This is a genomic window from Variovorax sp. MSC1_012 (assembly GCF_023667525.1).
In the GTDB taxonomy this organism is placed as follows: Bacteria; Pseudomonadota; Gammaproteobacteria; order Burkholderiales; family Burkholderiaceae_C; genus Variovorax; species Variovorax beijingensis_B.
Map to the genome: position 1 here is coordinate 4,208,327 of NZ_CM174443.1, position 14,705 is coordinate 4,223,031.

The window sequence follows — 14,705 nt, forward strand, 5'->3', positions numbered from 1 at the left end:
CCACAAGGAGCCCCGCCATGCCACGCAAGTTCGTCGATCTCTCGATCTTTCTTGAAAACGATGTGCTGTCCGATCCGCCGGCCTTCGCGCCGAAGATCCAGTACTTCACGCACGAGCAGACCTATGAGCAGATCGAGCCCTTCTTTCCGGGCCTCAAGAAGGAAGACCTGCCCGACGGCGAAGGCTGGGCCGTGGAGCTGGTGCAGCTGTCGACGCACAACGGCACGCACCTCGACGCGCCCTACCACTTCCACTCCACCATGGACAAGGCGCTGGGCGAGAAGAAGCCCGCCATCGCGATCCACGAGGTGCCGCTCGAATGGTGCTTCCAGCCCGGCGTGAAACTCGACTTCCGCCACTTCGCGGACGGCTACGTGGTGACGGCAGCCGACGTCGAGGCCGAACTCAAGCGCATCGGCCACACGCTGAGACCGCTGGAGATCGTGGTGGTCAACACGCGCGCGGGCTCGCGCTACGGCAACCCCGACTACGTCTCGGCCGGCGCGGGCATGGGCTACGAGGCGACGATGTACCTGCTGGAGCGCGGCGTGCGCCTCACGGGCACCGACGCCTGGAGCTGGGATGCGCCCTTCGTGCACACCGCGAAGAAGTATGGCGAGACGCATGATGCGTCCCTCATCTGGGAAGGCCACAAGGCCGGCCGCGACATCGGCTACTGCCACCTGGAGAAGCTGCACAACCTGGAGGCGCTGCCGCCCACGGGCTTCTTCATCAGCTGCTTCCCGCACAAGATCCGCGGCGCATCGGCCGGCTGGACACGCGCGGTGGCGATCTTCGACGATGCGTTGATGGCGTCGGTCTGAAGCGCGAGAGGCCAAGCCGATGATTACGCTCAACCACACGCACGACGCCAACGCCAGGAGCTGGGTCGCCACCGCCAACACGGCGGGCACCGACTTTCCGATCCAGAACCTCCCGTATGCGGTGTTCCGCCGCACCGGCAGCCCGGAGCCGTTCCGCGGCGGCGTGGCCATTGGCGACCAGGTGCTCGACATGGCCGCGCTCTGCGCGCGCCAGCTGCTCGACGGACTCGCGCTCGACGCGGCCCGTGCCGCCGCGCTGCCGGCGCTGAACGATTTCTTCGCGCTCGGCGCCGCCGCCTGGCGCGCGCTGCGCCATGCGGTCTTCGCATTGCTGCGCGACGACGCGCCGGCCGCCACGGTGCAGGCCGTGCGCGAATGCCTGGTGCCGCAGGCCGAGGTCGAATACACGGTGCCCGCACGCATCGGCGACTACACGGACTTCTACACCTCCATCGACCACGCGCTGAACATCAGCCGCCTGATGAATCCCGAAGGCGACGTGACGCCCAACTTCCGCTGGATTCCGACGGCCTACCACGGGCGCGTGTCGACCATCGGCATCAGCGGCCAGCGCTTCCATCGACCGATGGGGCAGACGATGGCGCCGGGTGCGAAGGCGCCCGCGTATCACGCCTGCGCGCGGCTCGACTACGAGCTCGAGCTCGGCATCTGGATCGGCGAAGGCAATGCGGCCGGCGAACCGATTCCGCTCGAACGCGCGGAAGAGCACATCTTCGGCATCTGCCTGCTCAACGACTGGTCGGCGCGCGACATCCAGTTCTGGGAGATGGCGCCGCTCGGTCCCTTCCTTGCGAAGAACTTTGCGACCACCATTTCGCCGTGGATCGTGACGACGGAAGCGCTCGCGCCCTACCGCCTGGCCTGGACGCGGCCGGCAAACGAGCCCCAGCCGCTCGGCTATCTCGAAGGCCCGGCCAACCGCGAACGCGGCGCGATCGACATCCGCCTGGAGGTCTGGCTCGAAAGCGAGAAGGCGCGCAACGAGGGGAGCGGTCCTTCGCGCCTGTCGCGCACGAGCTTCAGGCACCAGTACTGGAGCGTGGCGCAGATGGTGGCGCACCACACGGTGGGCGGCTGCAGCCTGAACCCGGGCGACCTGTTCGGCAGCGGCACCATTTCAGGACCGGGGCCGGGCGAGGCCGGCGCGATCATCGAGTTGACGCGCGCCGCGCAGGACCCGGTCACGCTGGCCAGCGGCGAGCAGCGCGGCTTTCTCGAGGACGGCGATGCGGTGCTGCTGCGCGGATGGTGCGAGAAGCCGGGCCATGCGCGCATCGGCTTCGGCGAAAGCCGCGGGATGGTGCTGCCCGCGAAGGGCTGAGGACAGCCGCCGCCCCAAAGCAAAAGGCCACCGGTGAGGTGGCCTTTTGCATGAAATGTGGAGCGGGAAAAGAGTCTCGAACTCTCGACCTCAACCTTGGCAAGGTTGCGCTCTACCAACTGAGCTATTCCCGCATTTCGAGCCGCAGATTATAGCCTGGTTTTTTCAGTGGCCGAACACCGACGCGCGGTGCAGCGAAATGCCGGCCATCACGCCATCGGCCGAAGCCATCGTGGCGTTATGGAACATCATGGCCGCATCGCCGGCTGCGAACACGCCGGGCACCGTGGTCATCTTCATCGCGTCGGTGCGGATCAGCGGGCCGAAGCCGCCCTCGTCGATCGCGCATCCGAGCTGCTCGGCCAGCGGGCTTGCCAGGCGCGTGCGCGGCACGAGGAACATCGCATCGAGCGGCACCCGCCGCCCGTCCGCGAGGCGCACGTCCGAGAGCTCGGCAGGCGACGGCCCCTCGAGCGCCGCGATGCGGCCCGGCTCGATCGCCACGCCGCGCGCCTGCAGCCTGGCGCGCGTCTCCTCGTCCACCGTGTTGTTGCCGTTGAGGAACAGCGTGGCCGATCCCCATTCGGCGAACAGGATCGCATGCTCGGGCGCATGCGGCCGCTCGATCAGGATGCCCAGGCGCCGGCCGCTGACTTCATAGCCGTGGCAGTACGGGCAGTGCAGCACGCTTTGGCCCCAGCGTTCGCGCACGCCTTCGATCTCCGGAAAGCCGTCCTCGACGCCGAAGGCGAGCACGATCCGGCTGGCCGACAGCGGCGCGCCGCTGCCTTCGAGCGAAACAGCGAACCCGCCCGCGCCATCGGCCTGCGCCTGCACGACCCGGCCCTCGACGAAGCTGGCGTTCGGATACGCGAGCACCTTGGCGCGCGCATCGGCAATCATCTTCAGCGGCGGCGTGCCGTCCTGGCCGAAGAAGCCGTGCGAAGCGGCGGCGAAGCGGTTGCGCGGCGCGCCCGCATCGACGATGCAGACCTTTTTTCGCGCGCGCGCAAGCTGCAGGGCAGCGGAAAGGCCGGCAAAGCTGCCGCCCACGACCAGAGCGTCATAGTGCATGTTCGATGTCCTTGTGAGTGAAGCCGCCGCCCGTCATGCGGCGATGAAAGTCCCTGGAAAGATCGGCCAGCGTGATGCTGTTGAAACGCTCGAGCAGCAGGGCCTCGGCCTCCCGGCAGGCGCCGTCGAGCGCCGCATTCACGGCCTGCTCGACGATGCAGCCCGGGCTCTCGGTGCGGTTGCCCATGGCCAGCAGCGCCGGAGACCCCACCGCCTGGTGGATGTCGCCGAGCGTCACGGCATCGAGCGGGCACGACAGCACCCACCCGCCGCCATGGCCCTTGGCCGAACTCACGAAGCCGGCCTGACGCAGGCCCGACATGACCCGGCGCACGACGACGGGATTGGTCTGCATGGCCATGGCCAGCGATTCGGAGGTGACGGGCCCCTTCATCTCGGCCATGTGCAGCAGTGCGTGGAGAACGCCTGAAAGCTTGCTGTCTCGTTTCATGCAACATTATTAGTTGCGTGAAAAGCCAGGCACCTGGGAAGATCGCCGTTGACCCTGCTGCTGAAAAGGTTGCTGGCCTCCCGCCGATCCGATTCCGATCCGCTCTCAGGCAAGAAGGAGGCGCCGCCCAACGCATCACCCCCCATTCCGGACGACGGAGGCGTCCCACACGCGCCGGCGGCCGCCTCGCACACGGCGACATGTGCAGAGGTGGTCACGGTAGCGACCGAATTGGCCCAAAGCCGGTTCTGGTCAATGACCATTCAACGAAAGGAAAAGTCACCTATGAAGCAGCAACAACACAAATCCCTTTTCGTCGGCGCCTTGCTCGCAGGCCTTCTTGCCATGAGCGGCTTCGCACAGGCACAAGGCGTGGGGGTCGGCGTGGGCGTGAATGCCGACGTCAACACGTCGGGCAGCGCGAACGCGACTCAACGCCAGGGCGCCGCGGGTGCCGGTGCACGCACCGAGGGAAGTGCCGGCGGCAGTGCCGCCACGAATGCCGGCGTGCAGCCGGTCGAAGTCCCCAAGGCCGCAGGCGGGCTGGGCAACACCCTGGGCGGCGTGGTCGGCGGCGCGACGGGTGCGGTCGGCGGTGCCACGGGTGCAGTCGGCGGCGCGACCAGCGCGGTGGGCGGTGCCACCAATGCCGCGACCGGCGCGGCCGGCAACGTGACCGGCGCGACCAATGTCGTGGGTGACACGTTGGGCGGTGCGACCGGTGCCGCAGGCTCGGCCGGCGGCGCGCTGAAGGCGCCGGCCGTGGATGCCAAGGCGCGCGGCAAGGCGCAGGGTTCCGGCGCGGTCGACGTCAAGAAATAAAGCACTTCGCTCAGGGAAAGAAGCCCGCGGTGCGTTGCGCCGCGGGCTTTTTTAACTTGCTTCCAGCCTGAACAGGCTCGTCACTTCGACATCGAGCACCATCAGCTCGCGCTGGTTGAAGAGCCGCCAGCGCCAGTGCAGGATGCCGAGCGTGGGCCGCTTCCCGGAGCGCCGCACCTCGATGACGTCGGCCACCAGCCGCAAGGCATCGCCGGGCCGCACCGGATGGGGCCAGCGCACATGCTCGAGCCCCGGCGAGGCAAAGGACTCCGAGCCCTCGAGCGCGGCATCGACCACGAGCCGCATCGCGATCGAGCAGGTGTGCCAGCCGCTCGCGATCAGCCCGCCGAAGGCGCTGTCCGCCGCGGCGACGGCGTCGGTGTGGAACCACTGCGGGTCGTAGGCCTGTGCGAAGCCGACGAGCTCCGCTTCGGAGACGACATAAGGCCCGGCCTCGATGACCTGGCCGGGGTGGAAGTCGGCGAACTTCATTCGCCGCAGCTTAATAGGTTTCGAGGTGCAGGCGGCCTTCGCGCTTCAGTGCGGCACCCACGGTGTCCCAGTCGAGCCCCGCTTCCTTCGCCACGTCGCGCAAGGCCAGCACCACGCCCTCTTCCATGCTCTTGAGCCCGCACACGTAGAAGTGGCTCGCGCCATCCTTCAGCAGCGCGGCCAGGTCGGCGGCGCGTTCGCGCATCAGGTCCTGCACGTAGCGCTTGGGTTGGCCCGGCGTGCGCGAGAACGCGAGGTTGATGTCGATGAAGTCCTTGGGCAGCGACTGCAGCGGACCGAAGTACGGCAACTCCTGCTGCGTACGCGCGCCGAAGAACAGCATGAGCTTGCCGCCTTCGAACTTGCCGCTCTTGCGCAGGCGCCGGCGCCATTCGGTCATGGCACGCATCGGCGCGCTGCCGGTGCCGGTGCAGATCATCACGATGTGCGACCTGGGATGGTTCGGCATCAGGAACGAGGAACCGAAGGGCCCCACCACCTGCACCGTGTCGCCCACCTTCAGGTCGCAGACGTAGTTCGAGCACACGCCGCGCACCGGATCGCCCTGGTGGTCTTCGGTCACGCGCTTCACGGTGAGCGACACGTTGTTGTAGCCGGGCCGCTCGCCGTTGCGCGGGCTGGCCACCGAGTACTGGCGCGCATGGTGGCGCTTGCCGATGGCGTCGACGCCCGGCGGGATGATGCCGATCGACTGGCCTTCGAGCACCGGGAACGGCACCACGCCGAAGTCGAGCACGATGTGGTGGGTCTCGCTGTCGAAGCCCGCCTCGGTGCAGTTGAAATTGCCCACCACGGTGGCGGTGGTCGGCGACTTCGGCGCAAAGAGGTTGGTGTAGGCGTGCGCGGCCGACCAGGGCGGCACGGTGGCGCCGTACTGGGCCGAGTTGAAGACCGGCTCGATGGGGTCGACCGCGGCCTGCTGCGCCGGGTTTTGCGCCGGCGCGACAGCCACCGCGGCTTCATCGCCGGCATCGGCGGAAATGCCTGCGGCCTCGAGCTCCTCGGGCGTGAGCTCGGCGGGCAGCGACTCCCAGCCGAGCTGTTCCTCGATCGTGTAGGCGCGCACCAGCGGCATGGTGCGCCAGTTGTCGATCGAACCCGTGGGGCACGGCGAGATGCAGGCCATGCAGCCATTGCAGACATCGGCGCGCACGACGTAGTTGTTGTCGTCGTGCGTGATCGCGTTGACGGGGCAGGTGGCCTCGCAGGTGTTGCAGCGGATGCAGATCTCGGGGTCGATCAGGTGCTGCTTGATGACCCCGGCTTCAACGGCCATGTCCATGTTGTTCTCCTAGAGCCCTCCCCCTTCCGGGGAGGGTTGGGTGAGGGCAAGCGGCGCTTGTCGTGGTCGCGCCGCTTGCCCCCATCCCAGCCTTCCCCCAGCGGGGGAAGGAGCAATACCAATACCGTTCAACCGAAACGCACGTACTCGAAGTCCACCGGCTGGCGGTTGATGCCCATCACCGGCGGCGAGATCCAGCCTGCGAACTTGCCCGGCTCGACCACGCGGCCCATCAACGATGCCACGAAAGCGAAGTCTTCGGCGCTCGGCAGCCATTCATCGCGCTTGGCGGCCCATTCGACCTCGTTCACCACGCGGCCCTCAGGCGACATCTTGATGCCGGCGAGCGCGCCGATCTGGCGGTTGAAGGCCTTGTGCGGCACGGTCAGGCGCGTGGGGATGCCGGCCTTCTCGAGCACTTTGTTCCAGCGGCCGACGCCGGCCACCGAGTCCTTGATGAAGTCGTCGCGCAGCACTTCGTTGAGCGCGTTGAGCATCGGCACGTCCTTTTCGACGAGCTGGCCGTCCTTCACCTCGAGCACCTTGTAGGTCTGGCCCTTGAGCACGTGGTCGTCGCCCCGCTTGCCTTCCTCGTAGCGGCCCTTCAGGCCCGAGCTGTAGAAGATGGCCGCGTTGCTCGACTGGTCGGCGCCGAACAGGTCGATGGTCACGCTGTAGTGGAAGTTCAGGTAGCGCTGGATCGTGCCCAGGTCGATGGCGCCGGCCGCGCGCACCTTCTGCGCGTCGTCGGTCTTGAGTTCGTTCATGACCTGCGCGGTGCGCGCGAGCACGCGCGAGACGCCGCTCTCGCCCACGAACATGTGGTGCGCTTCCTCGGTCAGCATGAACTTGGTGGTGCGCGCCAGCGGATCGAAGGCGCTCTCGGCCAGCGCGGCCAGCTGGAACTTGCCGTCGCGGTCGGTGAAGTAGGTGAACATGAAGAACGCGAGCCAGTCGGGCGTCTTCTCGTTGAAGGCACCCAGGATGCGCGGGTTGTCCTGGTCGCCCGAGGTGCGCTGCAAGAGCGCCTCGGCTTCCTCGCGGCCGTCGCGGCCGAAGTGCTTGTGCAGCAGGTAGACCATGGCCCACAGGTGGCGGCCCTCTTCCACGTTGATCTGGAACAGGTTGCGCAGGTCGTACATCGAAGGCGCCGTGAGGCCCAGGTGGCGCTGCTGCTCGACCGAGGCGGGCTCGGTGTCGCCCTGCGTCACGATGATGCGGCGCAGGTTGGCGCGGTGTTCGCCGGGCACGTCCTGCCAGGCTTTCTCACCCTTGTGGTCGCCGAAGTGGATCTCGCGGTTGGCATCGCCCGGGTTCAGGAAGATGCCCCAGCGGTAGTCGCGCATCTTCACGTGGCCGAACTGGGCCCAGCCCTGCGGGTCGACGCTCACGGCCGTGCGCAGGTAGACCTCGTGGTTGGTCGAGCCTTCGGGGCCCACGTCGTCCCACCAGTTGATGAAGTTGGGCTGCCAGCCTTCGAGCGCGCGCTGCAGCGTGCGGTCTTCGCCGAGGTTGACGTTGTTGGGGATCTTCTCGCTGTAGTTGATCGTGCTCATCGCTGTTCCTTGGGTTGTGCGGACTGGGGGTTCTTCTTCAGACGCGGTTCAAGTCGAAGCCGGCCTTTTCGCCGGTGCCGTAGACCTTGAGCGCGCCCTTTTCGCCGACGGCGTTGGGGCGGTTGAAGATCCAGTTCTGCCAGGCGGTGAGCCGGCCGAAGATGCGGGTGGCCATGTTCTCCTTGCTCGCAAAGCGCAGGTTGGCTTCGAGGCCGGTGAGCGCGTCGGGCGACATGGCGGCGCGCTCTTCGATGGCGATGCGGATCTCGTCTTCCCAGTCGATGTCGTCGGGCGCGGCGGTGACGAGGCCGAGCTTCAGCGCCTCGTCGGCGTCCAGCGGCTTGCCGGCCGCGGCGCGGGCGGCGTCCAGCGGCGCGGCTTCTTCGTAGAAGCGGCGCTGCAGGCGGCTCTGGTCGTTCACCATCGGGAAGAAGCCGAAGTTGAATTCGTTGAGCACGAGCTTCGGTGCGCGCGCTGCGTCGTCGGGCAGCGCCAGCATGTAGCTGCGGTCGGCCGCAAAGGCCAGCTCGGCCAAGGTGCCGGCAAAGCAGGAGCCCGCCTCGACCAGCGCGAACAGGCTGCGCGACGACACGTCCAGCCGCGCCAACGTGCGGCGCAGCGCGCCGATCGTTTCGCGCACCAGCCAGTGGTCCTTGTGGGCGAGCATCACGGCGTCCGAGGCGAGCACGGCCTGCGCGTCGCCTTCGGTCTTGAGCAGCCAGGTGCCGATGTCGAGCTCGTTGGTGCGCAGGTTGAGGATCGCGTCGTCGAGCTGGCGGCACACGGCGAGCGGCCACCAGGCGGCGCCCGCGGCCTCGATGGCGGCGACGTCCGCGGGCTGCGTTCCCGTGGGTGCCTTGACGGTGATCGTGGCGGTGCGCTTGCTGCGGTCGATCTTCACGTCGACGTGCGAATAGGCGATGCCGTCGGCGCTGTCGGTGCGCTCCAGGCGGGTCAGCGCCACGCCCTTGCCGCTGGCCGGGCGGTCGCTCGCGGCGGCGAGCTGCGCAGCACGCTCCTGCACGGCGGCAGCGAACTGCGCGGGCTTGGCCACCGCATCGACCAGGCGCCATTCGACCGCGCGCTGGCCGCGCACGCCTTCGACGCTGGTACAGAAGATGTCGGCGAGGTCATGGCGCACATGGCGCTTGTCGGTCACGCGGGTCAGGCCGCCGGTGCCGGGCAGCACGCCGAGCAGCGGCACCTCGGGCAGCGAGACGGAGGAAGAGCGGTCGTCCACCAGGAGGATCTCGTCGCAGGCCAGCGCCAGCTCGTAGCCGCCGCCGGCGCAGGCGCCGTTCACGGCCGCGAGGAACTTCAGGCCCGAGTGCTTCGACGAATCCTCGATGCCGTTGCGCGTCTCGTTGGTGAACTTGCAGAAGTTCACCTTCCAGGCATGGCTCGATACACCGAGCATGAAGATGTTGGCGCCCGAGCAGAAGATGCGGTCCTTGCCGCTGGTGACGATCACGCTGCGCACTTCGGGGTGCTCGAAGCGCACGCGGTTGAGCGCGTCGCTCAGCTCGATGTCCACGCCCAGGTCGTAGCTGTTGAGCTTGAGCTTGTAGCCGGGGCGGATGCCGCCGTCTTCCGCGATGTCGAGCACGAGGCGCGCGATGGCGCCGTCGAAGCTCAGCGACCAGTGGCGGTACTGGGCGGGCTCGGTGCGGTAGTCGACGCGGGGCGGCGCCTGGAGCGTGGTGGTGTCGGTCATGCGGAAGTCTCCTGTGGGGCTGTGTTCGGAAACCGTGAACAGGAAAGATAATGCACTTTCTTGCTCCGATGACATGCATCATGCTGCATGCAAACAGGCAAGTCAATGCCTGTTGTGCTTTTTTTCAGATTCGGGGGCGTGCACAGGGCACCGGGTACTCCCCTCCGCGTACCCCGTCGGCGGGATCGCGCCCTGAACACTCAGCTCAAGCGCCCAGCCCCATCGATTGGCGGGCCACGGCGCGCAACGCCTGGAAGCTCTGCGCCAGCGTCTTGCCGCTGGTGTCCACCGAAAGATCGGCCTTCGAATAGAAGGCGGCGCGGCCGTTCAGGATGCGGCGCAGGTCTTCCATGGCTTCCTTGCTGGCCGCCATCGGACGGGTGTCGCCCTGCGCGGCCACACGGCCCATGTGCTCCTCGGGCGCGGCCTGCAGCCACACGGTGGTGCAGTGCGCGAGCAGTTCGTTGAAGGTGGCGGGGTCCGAGACGATGCCGCCCGGCGTGGCGATGACCACCTCGCCGTAGATCTGGATGGCTTCCTCGAGCGCGCGGCGCTCGTAGCGGCGGTAGGCGTTGGTGCCGTAGAGGTCGTGGATCTCGCGCACGCTGCAGCCCGCGAGCTTCTCGATGTCGCGGCTCAGCTCCACGAAAGGCACGTCGAGGTCATCAGCCAGCATCTGCCCGAGCGTCGACTTGCCCGCGCCGCGCAGGCCCACGAGCGCGATGCGCCGGTGGCGCGCCGGATCGACCGAGGCCGTGCCCAGCAGCTCACCCACCGCCACGCGCACGCGGCGCAGGTCGGCCTCGCTGCGGTTTTCGAGCAGCTCGCGGATCAGCAGCCATTCGGGCGAGCTGGTGGTCACGTCGCCGACCAGCTCGGCCAGCGAGCAGTGCAGCGCGCCGGCCACCTGCTGCAGCACCAGGATCGACGCATTGCCGATGCCGTATTCGAGATTGGCCAGGTGCCGCTCCGACACATCGGCCGCAATGGCCACCGCCTTGCGGGTGAGGCCGCGCTGCGCGCGCAGGTTGCGCACGCGCTCGCCCAGCGCCGCCAGCAATGGATTCTTGGTCTCCGCGGCCGCCGCCGCTGCGTTGCCGGCGCGGTGGCCTTCTTCGGGCGCGGGGGCCAGCACCGCGTCTACGTGCTCGTTCATGCATGTCCTCGTTCTTGGCCGGGATTGTGCGCGCTCAGGGTAAACACCATATATGCACTATATTGCTTGACACCCACGGAGTCGATGCTTATTGTTCGGCCACAAGCAAGATACTGCACGCGCACCAATCCTGCAAGGTAGTTCGAAAGTTCGCTGCGCCATTCACCCTGCCAGCCAGCCTCCAAAAAGGAAGCCCGCCAATGTCCAGCAAGGAAGCATTTCACCAGCTGATCGCCGCCCTGGCCGCCGAAATCGCCGGCCGGCCGCTCGACGAACAGCTCGACCAGTGGCTCAACGCCACCCACGGCGCAGGCAGCGCGCACTTCGAGGCGCTGCGCCAGGCCTGCATCGGCGGCGTGGCCGAAGGCTGGCTGTGCGAGCGCGAGGGCGGCGGCATCCGCTACGGCCGCGCGTTCAAGGCGGAAGACGCGCTGCAGCGCTTCTCGGTCGACGTGGTCGACATGCAGGACATCGCGGGTCCGCACCACACCCATCCGAACGGCGAGATCGACCTGATCATGCCGCTCGAAGGCAGCCCCGGCGCCACCTTCGACGGCCGGCCCGCGGGCTGGTGCGTCTACGGCCCCGGCACCGCACACCGCCCGACCGTGGCGAACGGCCGCGCGCTCGTTCTCTATCTCCTGCCCGAAGGGCAGATCAAGTTCACCGCATGACCGAACTCCTCCCCAATTACGTCGCCGGCCGCTGGCAAGGCGGATCGGGCGCCGGCACGCCGCTTTTCGATCCGGTGCTAGGCACCGAGCTCGTGCGCGTCGACGCCACCGGCCTGGACCTGCCCGCCGCCTTTGCCTTTGCGCGCGAACAGGGCGGCGCCGCGCTGCGCACCCTCGCCTATCGCCAGCGCGCCGGGCTGCTCGGCGCCATCGTGAAGGTGCTGCAGGCGAACCGCGATGCCTACTACGAGATTGCCACCGCGAACTCCGGCACGGTGAAGAACGACTCGGCGGTCGACATCGACGGCGCGATCTTCACGCTGAGCCAGTACGCGAAGTGGGGCGATGCGCTCGGCGACGTGCACGCGCTGCGCGACGGCGAGGCCGTGAAGCTCGGCAAGGAGCCGGTGTTCCAGTCGCAGCACCTGCAGCTGCCGACGCACGGCGTGGCGCTGTTCATCAACGCCTTCAACTTCCCGTCATGGGGGCTGTGGGAAAAGGCCGCGCCGGCGCTGCTCTCGGGCGTGCCGGTGATCGTGAAGCCCGCCACGGCCACCGCCTGGCTCACGCAGCGCATGGTCAAGGACGTGGTCGATGCGGGCGTGCTGCCCGCGGGCGCCCTCTCGGTCGTCTGCGGCAGCTCGGCGGGCCTGATGGATGCGCTGCAGCCCTTCGACGTGGTTTCGTTCACCGGCTCGGCCGAGACGGCCGCCGTGATCCGCTCGCACCCGGCCGTGGCCGAGCGCTCGGTGCGCGTGAACATCGAGGCCGACAGCCTCAACAGCGCCCTGCTGCTGCCCGGCGCCGCGGCCGGCAGCGACGCCTTCAACCTGCTGGTGCGCGAAGCGGTGCGCGAGATGACGGTCAAGTCGGGCCAGAAGTGCACCGCGATCCGCCGCATCCTGGTGCCGGCCGAGCTCTACGACGCCGCGGCCCAGGCCATCGGCGCCAAGCTCGCGGGCATCACGGTCGGCAATCCGCGCAACGAGAGCGTGCGCATGGGCTCGCTCGTGAGCCGGGCACAGATGAACGCCGTGAGCGAAGGTCTGGAGGCACTGTCTGCGCAGACCACCGTGCTGTACGACGGCCGCAACACGCCGCTGATCGATGCCGAACCGGCCGTGGCCGCCTGCATCGGCCCCGTGCTGCTGGGCGCGCGCGATGCCGATGCGGCGCAGCGCGTGCACGACGTGGAAGTGTTCGGACCCGTCGCCACGCTGCTGCCCTACCGCGATCTGGCGCACGGCATCGCGCTGGCGCACCGCGGTCAGGGTTCGCTGGTGACTTCGCTCTATGGCAGCGACGACGCCGCGCTGGCGCAAGCCGCACTCGCCATTGCGCCGAGCCACGGCCGCGTGCACGTGATCACGCCCGAGGTGGCGCAGGCCCACACCGGCCACGGCAACGTGATGCCGATGTCGCTGCACGGCGGCCCGGGCCGCGCGGGCGGCGGCGCCGAACTCGGCGGCCTCCGCGCGCTGGACTTCTACCACCGCCGCAGCGCGGTGCAGGCGAGCCCCGGCGTGCTGGCCGCACTGGGCCTCTAGAAAAAGAACCCGGCCGAAGGAGACAACCATGACCCTGCCCCAACGATTCAATTTCGCCGAACACCTGTTCGCGCTGAATCGCGGCCGCGCCGAGCGCACTGCCTACATCGACGACCGCGGCACGCTCGCCTACGGCCAGCTCGAAGACCGCGCGCGCCGCCTGGCCGCCGCGCTCAAGGCCGCCGGGGTGCGGCGCGAAGAGCGTGTGCTGCTGCTGATGCTCGACAGCAGCGACTGGCCCGTGAGCTTCCTGGGCTGCCTCTATGCCGGCATCGTTCCCGTCGCCGTCAACACGCTGCTCACGCCCGCGGACTACGCCTACATGCTCGACCACAGCCGCGCGCAGGCCGCGCTGGTGTCGGGCGCGCTGCTGCCCGCGCTGCAGGAGGCGATGGCGCTCGGCGCGCATGAAGTGCACACGCTGATCGTCTCGCAGCCCACGGGCGCGCTGCCCGAAGGCGCGCAGGAATTCGAAGCCGCGCTCGCTGCCGCCCAGCCGATGGCGGCGCCGGCGCCCACGGCCTCCGACGACCCCGGCTTCTGGCTGTATTCCTCGGGCTCTACCGGCAAGCCCAAGGGCACGGTCCACACGCATGCCAACCTGTGGTGGACGGCCGAGCTCTACGGCAAGCCGGTGCTGGGGCTGACCGAGAACGACGTGTGCTTCTCGGCCGCCAAGATGTACTTCGCCTACGGCCTGGGCAACGCGCTGACCTTTCCGCTGTCGGTCGGTGCGACCGTGGTGCTGATGGCCGAGCGGCCGACGCCCGACGCCACCTTCCGCCGCTGGGTCGGAGATACGGGCCCCCAGGGCGCTTCGCGCCGGCCCACCGTCTTCTTCGGCGCGCCCACCGGCTTTGCCGGCATGCTCGCCTCGCCGAAGCTGCCGGCGCGCGAAGCCGTGGCCCTGCGCATGTGTTCTTCCGCCGGCGAGGCACTGCCCGGCGAGATCGCGCAGCGCTTCAAGGCGCACTTCGGCTGCGAGATCATCGACGGCATCGGCTCGACCGAGATGCTGCACATCTTCATCTCCAACCGCCCCGGCGACGTGCGCTACGGCACCACGGGCAAGCCGGTGGAGGGCTACGAGGTCGAGCTGCGCGGCGAGGACGGCCGCCCGGTGCCCGATGGCGAAGTGGGCGACCTCTACATCCGCGGCCCGAGCGCGGCGCTGATGTACTGGTGCAACCGCGAGAAGTCGCGCGAGACCTTCCAGGGCGGCTGGACCAAGAGCGGCGACAAGTACACGCGCGACGCCGACGGCTACTACACCTACGCCGGGCGCAGCGACGACATGCTGAAGGTCAGCGGCATCTATGTGTCGCCCTTCGAGGTGGAAGCCACGCTGATGCAGCACCCCGCGGTGCTCGAGGCCGCGGTGATCGGCAAGGAGGATGCGGACGGACTGACCAAGACCAAGGCCTTTGTCGTGCTGAAGGACGGCCAGTCGGTCGGCGACGAGGAACTGAAGGCTTTCGTCAAGGAACGCCTCGCGCCGTACAAGTACCCGCGCTTCCTGGAATTCGTGCAGGAGCTGCCGAAGACGGCGACGGGGAAGATCCAGCGGTTCAGGCTGCGCGAGCGGGAGAGGCAGGCATGAGCATGAGGTTCCCGTGTTGTTCCCTCTCCCTCTGGGAGAGGGTCAGGGTGAGGGCGTCGGCCTTCGCAAACGCACCGCTTTCGCCAGCGCCGCTGGCCCTCACCCCCGCCCTCTCCCAGAGGGAGAGGGAGCAACAGCCAGGGGCAAGGC

13 protein-coding genes and 1 tRNA gene are annotated in these 14,705 nt (G+C 68.3%); 6 read left to right on the forward strand and 8 right to left on the reverse strand.

Translation table 11 applies throughout. The features are described from left to right. Window positions 1–17 precede the first annotated feature (17 nt). Complete coding sequence (locus L1081_RS19670; RefSeq protein WP_489413684.1) at window positions 18–824, forward strand: cyclase family protein; 807 nt, start codon at window positions 18–20, stop codon at window positions 822–824. 19 nt (window positions 825–843) lie between these two features. Then, complete coding sequence (fahA, locus tag L1081_RS19675; RefSeq protein WP_489413685.1) at window positions 844–2,166, forward strand: fumarylacetoacetase; 1,323 nt, start codon at window positions 844–846, stop codon at window positions 2,164–2,166. Between the two features lie 58 nt (window positions 2,167–2,224). Here fahA and L1081_RS19680 read toward each other — a convergent pair. From L1081_RS19680 to L1081_RS19690, 3 genes are all read right to left on the reverse strand, one after another. Then, window positions 2,225–2,300 (reverse strand) — tRNA-Gly (locus tag L1081_RS19680). A 31-nt stretch (window positions 2,301–2,331) separates the two neighbouring features. Further along, window positions 2,332–3,240 (reverse strand): FAD-dependent oxidoreductase, encoded by a 909-nt coding sequence (locus tag L1081_RS19685; RefSeq protein WP_489413686.1) that lies wholly within the window; start codon window positions 3,238–3,240, stop codon window positions 2,332–2,334. Further along, window positions 3,230–3,691 (reverse strand): Rrf2 family transcriptional regulator, encoded by a 462-nt coding sequence (locus L1081_RS19690; protein WP_489413687.1) that lies wholly within the window; start codon window positions 3,689–3,691, stop codon window positions 3,230–3,232. The genes L1081_RS19685 and L1081_RS19690 overlap by 11 nt, the downstream gene beginning before the upstream one ends. A 285-nt stretch (window positions 3,692–3,976) precedes the next feature. On the opposite strand from L1081_RS19690, the gene L1081_RS19695 reads away from it, so the two are divergent. After that, window positions 3,977–4,513 (forward strand): adhesin, encoded by a 537-nt coding sequence (locus L1081_RS19695; RefSeq protein ID WP_489413688.1) that lies wholly within the window; start codon window positions 3,977–3,979, stop codon window positions 4,511–4,513. Window positions 4,514–4,564: 51 nt separating this feature from the next. Here the strand turns inward: L1081_RS19695 and L1081_RS19700 are convergent, their stop codons facing one another. From L1081_RS19700 to L1081_RS19720, 5 genes are all read right to left on the reverse strand, one after another. Further along, window positions 4,565–5,005 carry a MaoC/PaaZ C-terminal domain-containing protein gene (locus tag L1081_RS19700; RefSeq protein ID WP_489413689.1) on the reverse strand — a complete coding sequence of 147 codons (441 nt, stop codon included), beginning with the start codon at window positions 5,003–5,005 and terminating at the stop codon, window positions 4,565–4,567. Between the two features lie 10 nt (window positions 5,006–5,015). Continuing rightward, window positions 5,016–6,308 carry a benzoyl-CoA 2,3-epoxidase subunit BoxA gene (gene boxA / locus L1081_RS19705; RefSeq protein WP_489413690.1) on the reverse strand — a complete coding sequence of 431 codons (1,293 nt, stop codon included), beginning with the start codon at window positions 6,306–6,308 and terminating at the stop codon, window positions 5,016–5,018. A gap of 128 nt (window positions 6,309–6,436) precedes the next feature. Further along, the gene (gene boxB, locus L1081_RS19710; protein ID WP_489413691.1) at window positions 6,437–7,864 is read right to left on the reverse strand and encodes a benzoyl-CoA 2,3-epoxidase subunit BoxB; all 1,428 of its coding nucleotides are present in this window, start codon (window positions 7,862–7,864) and stop codon (window positions 6,437–6,439) included. 37 nt (window positions 7,865–7,901) lie between these two features. After that, complete coding sequence (gene boxC / locus L1081_RS19715) at window positions 7,902–9,578, reverse strand: 2,3-epoxybenzoyl-CoA dihydrolase (protein ID WP_489413692.1); 1,677 nt, start codon at window positions 9,576–9,578, stop codon at window positions 7,902–7,904. Window positions 9,579–9,783: 205 nt separating this feature from the next. Further along, window positions 9,784–10,734, reverse strand: coding sequence for a shikimate kinase (locus L1081_RS19720; protein WP_489413693.1), 951 nt, complete (start codon window positions 10,732–10,734; stop codon window positions 9,784–9,786). A gap of 200 nt (window positions 10,735–10,934) precedes the next feature. On the opposite strand from L1081_RS19720, the gene L1081_RS19725 reads away from it, so the two are divergent. The 3 genes from L1081_RS19725 to L1081_RS19735 are packed head-to-tail and all read left to right on the forward strand — an operon-like array spanning window position 10,935 to window position 14,555. Beyond that, window positions 10,935–11,408 (forward strand): 4-hydroxylaminobenzoate lyase, encoded by a 474-nt coding sequence (locus L1081_RS19725; RefSeq protein WP_489413694.1) that lies wholly within the window; start codon window positions 10,935–10,937, stop codon window positions 11,406–11,408. Further along, window positions 11,405–12,955, forward strand: coding sequence for a 3,4-dehydroadipyl-CoA semialdehyde dehydrogenase (locus L1081_RS19730; RefSeq protein ID WP_489413695.1), 1,551 nt, complete (start codon window positions 11,405–11,407; stop codon window positions 12,953–12,955). Before L1081_RS19725 ends, L1081_RS19730 begins: the two co-directional genes overlap by 4 nt. A gap of 28 nt (window positions 12,956–12,983) precedes the next feature. After that, window positions 12,984–14,555 (forward strand): benzoate-CoA ligase family protein, encoded by a 1,572-nt coding sequence (locus L1081_RS19735; RefSeq protein ID WP_489413696.1) that lies wholly within the window; start codon window positions 12,984–12,986, stop codon window positions 14,553–14,555. Window positions 14,556–14,705 lie beyond the last annotated feature (150 nt).

Bases quoted from the DNA above. Each gene is read 5' to 3' on its own strand.
- L1081_RS19670 (WP_489413684.1), top strand. From the start codon at position 18: ATGCCACGCAAGTTCGTCGATCTCTCGATCTTTCTTGAAAACGATGTG.
- fahA (WP_489413685.1), top strand. From the start codon at position 844: ATGATTACGCTCAACCACACGCACGACGCCAACGCCAGGAGCTGGGTC.
- L1081_RS19685 (WP_489413686.1), bottom strand. From the start codon at position 3,240: ATGCACTATGACGCTCTGGTCGTGGGCGGCAGCTTTGCCGGCCTTTCC.
- L1081_RS19690 (WP_489413687.1), bottom strand. From the start codon at position 3,691: ATGAAACGAGACAGCAAGCTTTCAGGCGTTCTCCACGCACTGCTGCAC.
- L1081_RS19695 (WP_489413688.1), top strand. From the start codon at position 3,977: ATGAAGCAGCAACAACACAAATCCCTTTTCGTCGGCGCCTTGCTCGCA.
- L1081_RS19700 (WP_489413689.1), bottom strand. From the start codon at position 5,005: ATGAAGTTCGCCGACTTCCACCCCGGCCAGGTCATCGAGGCCGGGCCT.
- boxA (WP_489413690.1), bottom strand. From the start codon at position 6,308: ATGGACATGGCCGTTGAAGCCGGGGTCATCAAGCAGCACCTGATCGAC.
- boxB (WP_489413691.1), bottom strand. From the start codon at position 7,864: ATGAGCACGATCAACTACAGCGAGAAGATCCCCAACAACGTCAACCTC.
- boxC (WP_489413692.1), bottom strand. From the start codon at position 9,578: ATGACCGACACCACCACGCTCCAGGCGCCGCCCCGCGTCGACTACCGC.
- L1081_RS19720 (WP_489413693.1), bottom strand. From the start codon at position 10,734: ATGAACGAGCACGTAGACGCGGTGCTGGCCCCCGCGCCCGAAGAAGGC.
- L1081_RS19725 (WP_489413694.1), top strand. From the start codon at position 10,935: ATGTCCAGCAAGGAAGCATTTCACCAGCTGATCGCCGCCCTGGCCGCC.
- L1081_RS19730 (WP_489413695.1), top strand. From the start codon at position 11,405: ATGACCGAACTCCTCCCCAATTACGTCGCCGGCCGCTGGCAAGGCGGA.
- L1081_RS19735 (WP_489413696.1), top strand. From the start codon at position 12,984: ATGACCCTGCCCCAACGATTCAATTTCGCCGAACACCTGTTCGCGCTG.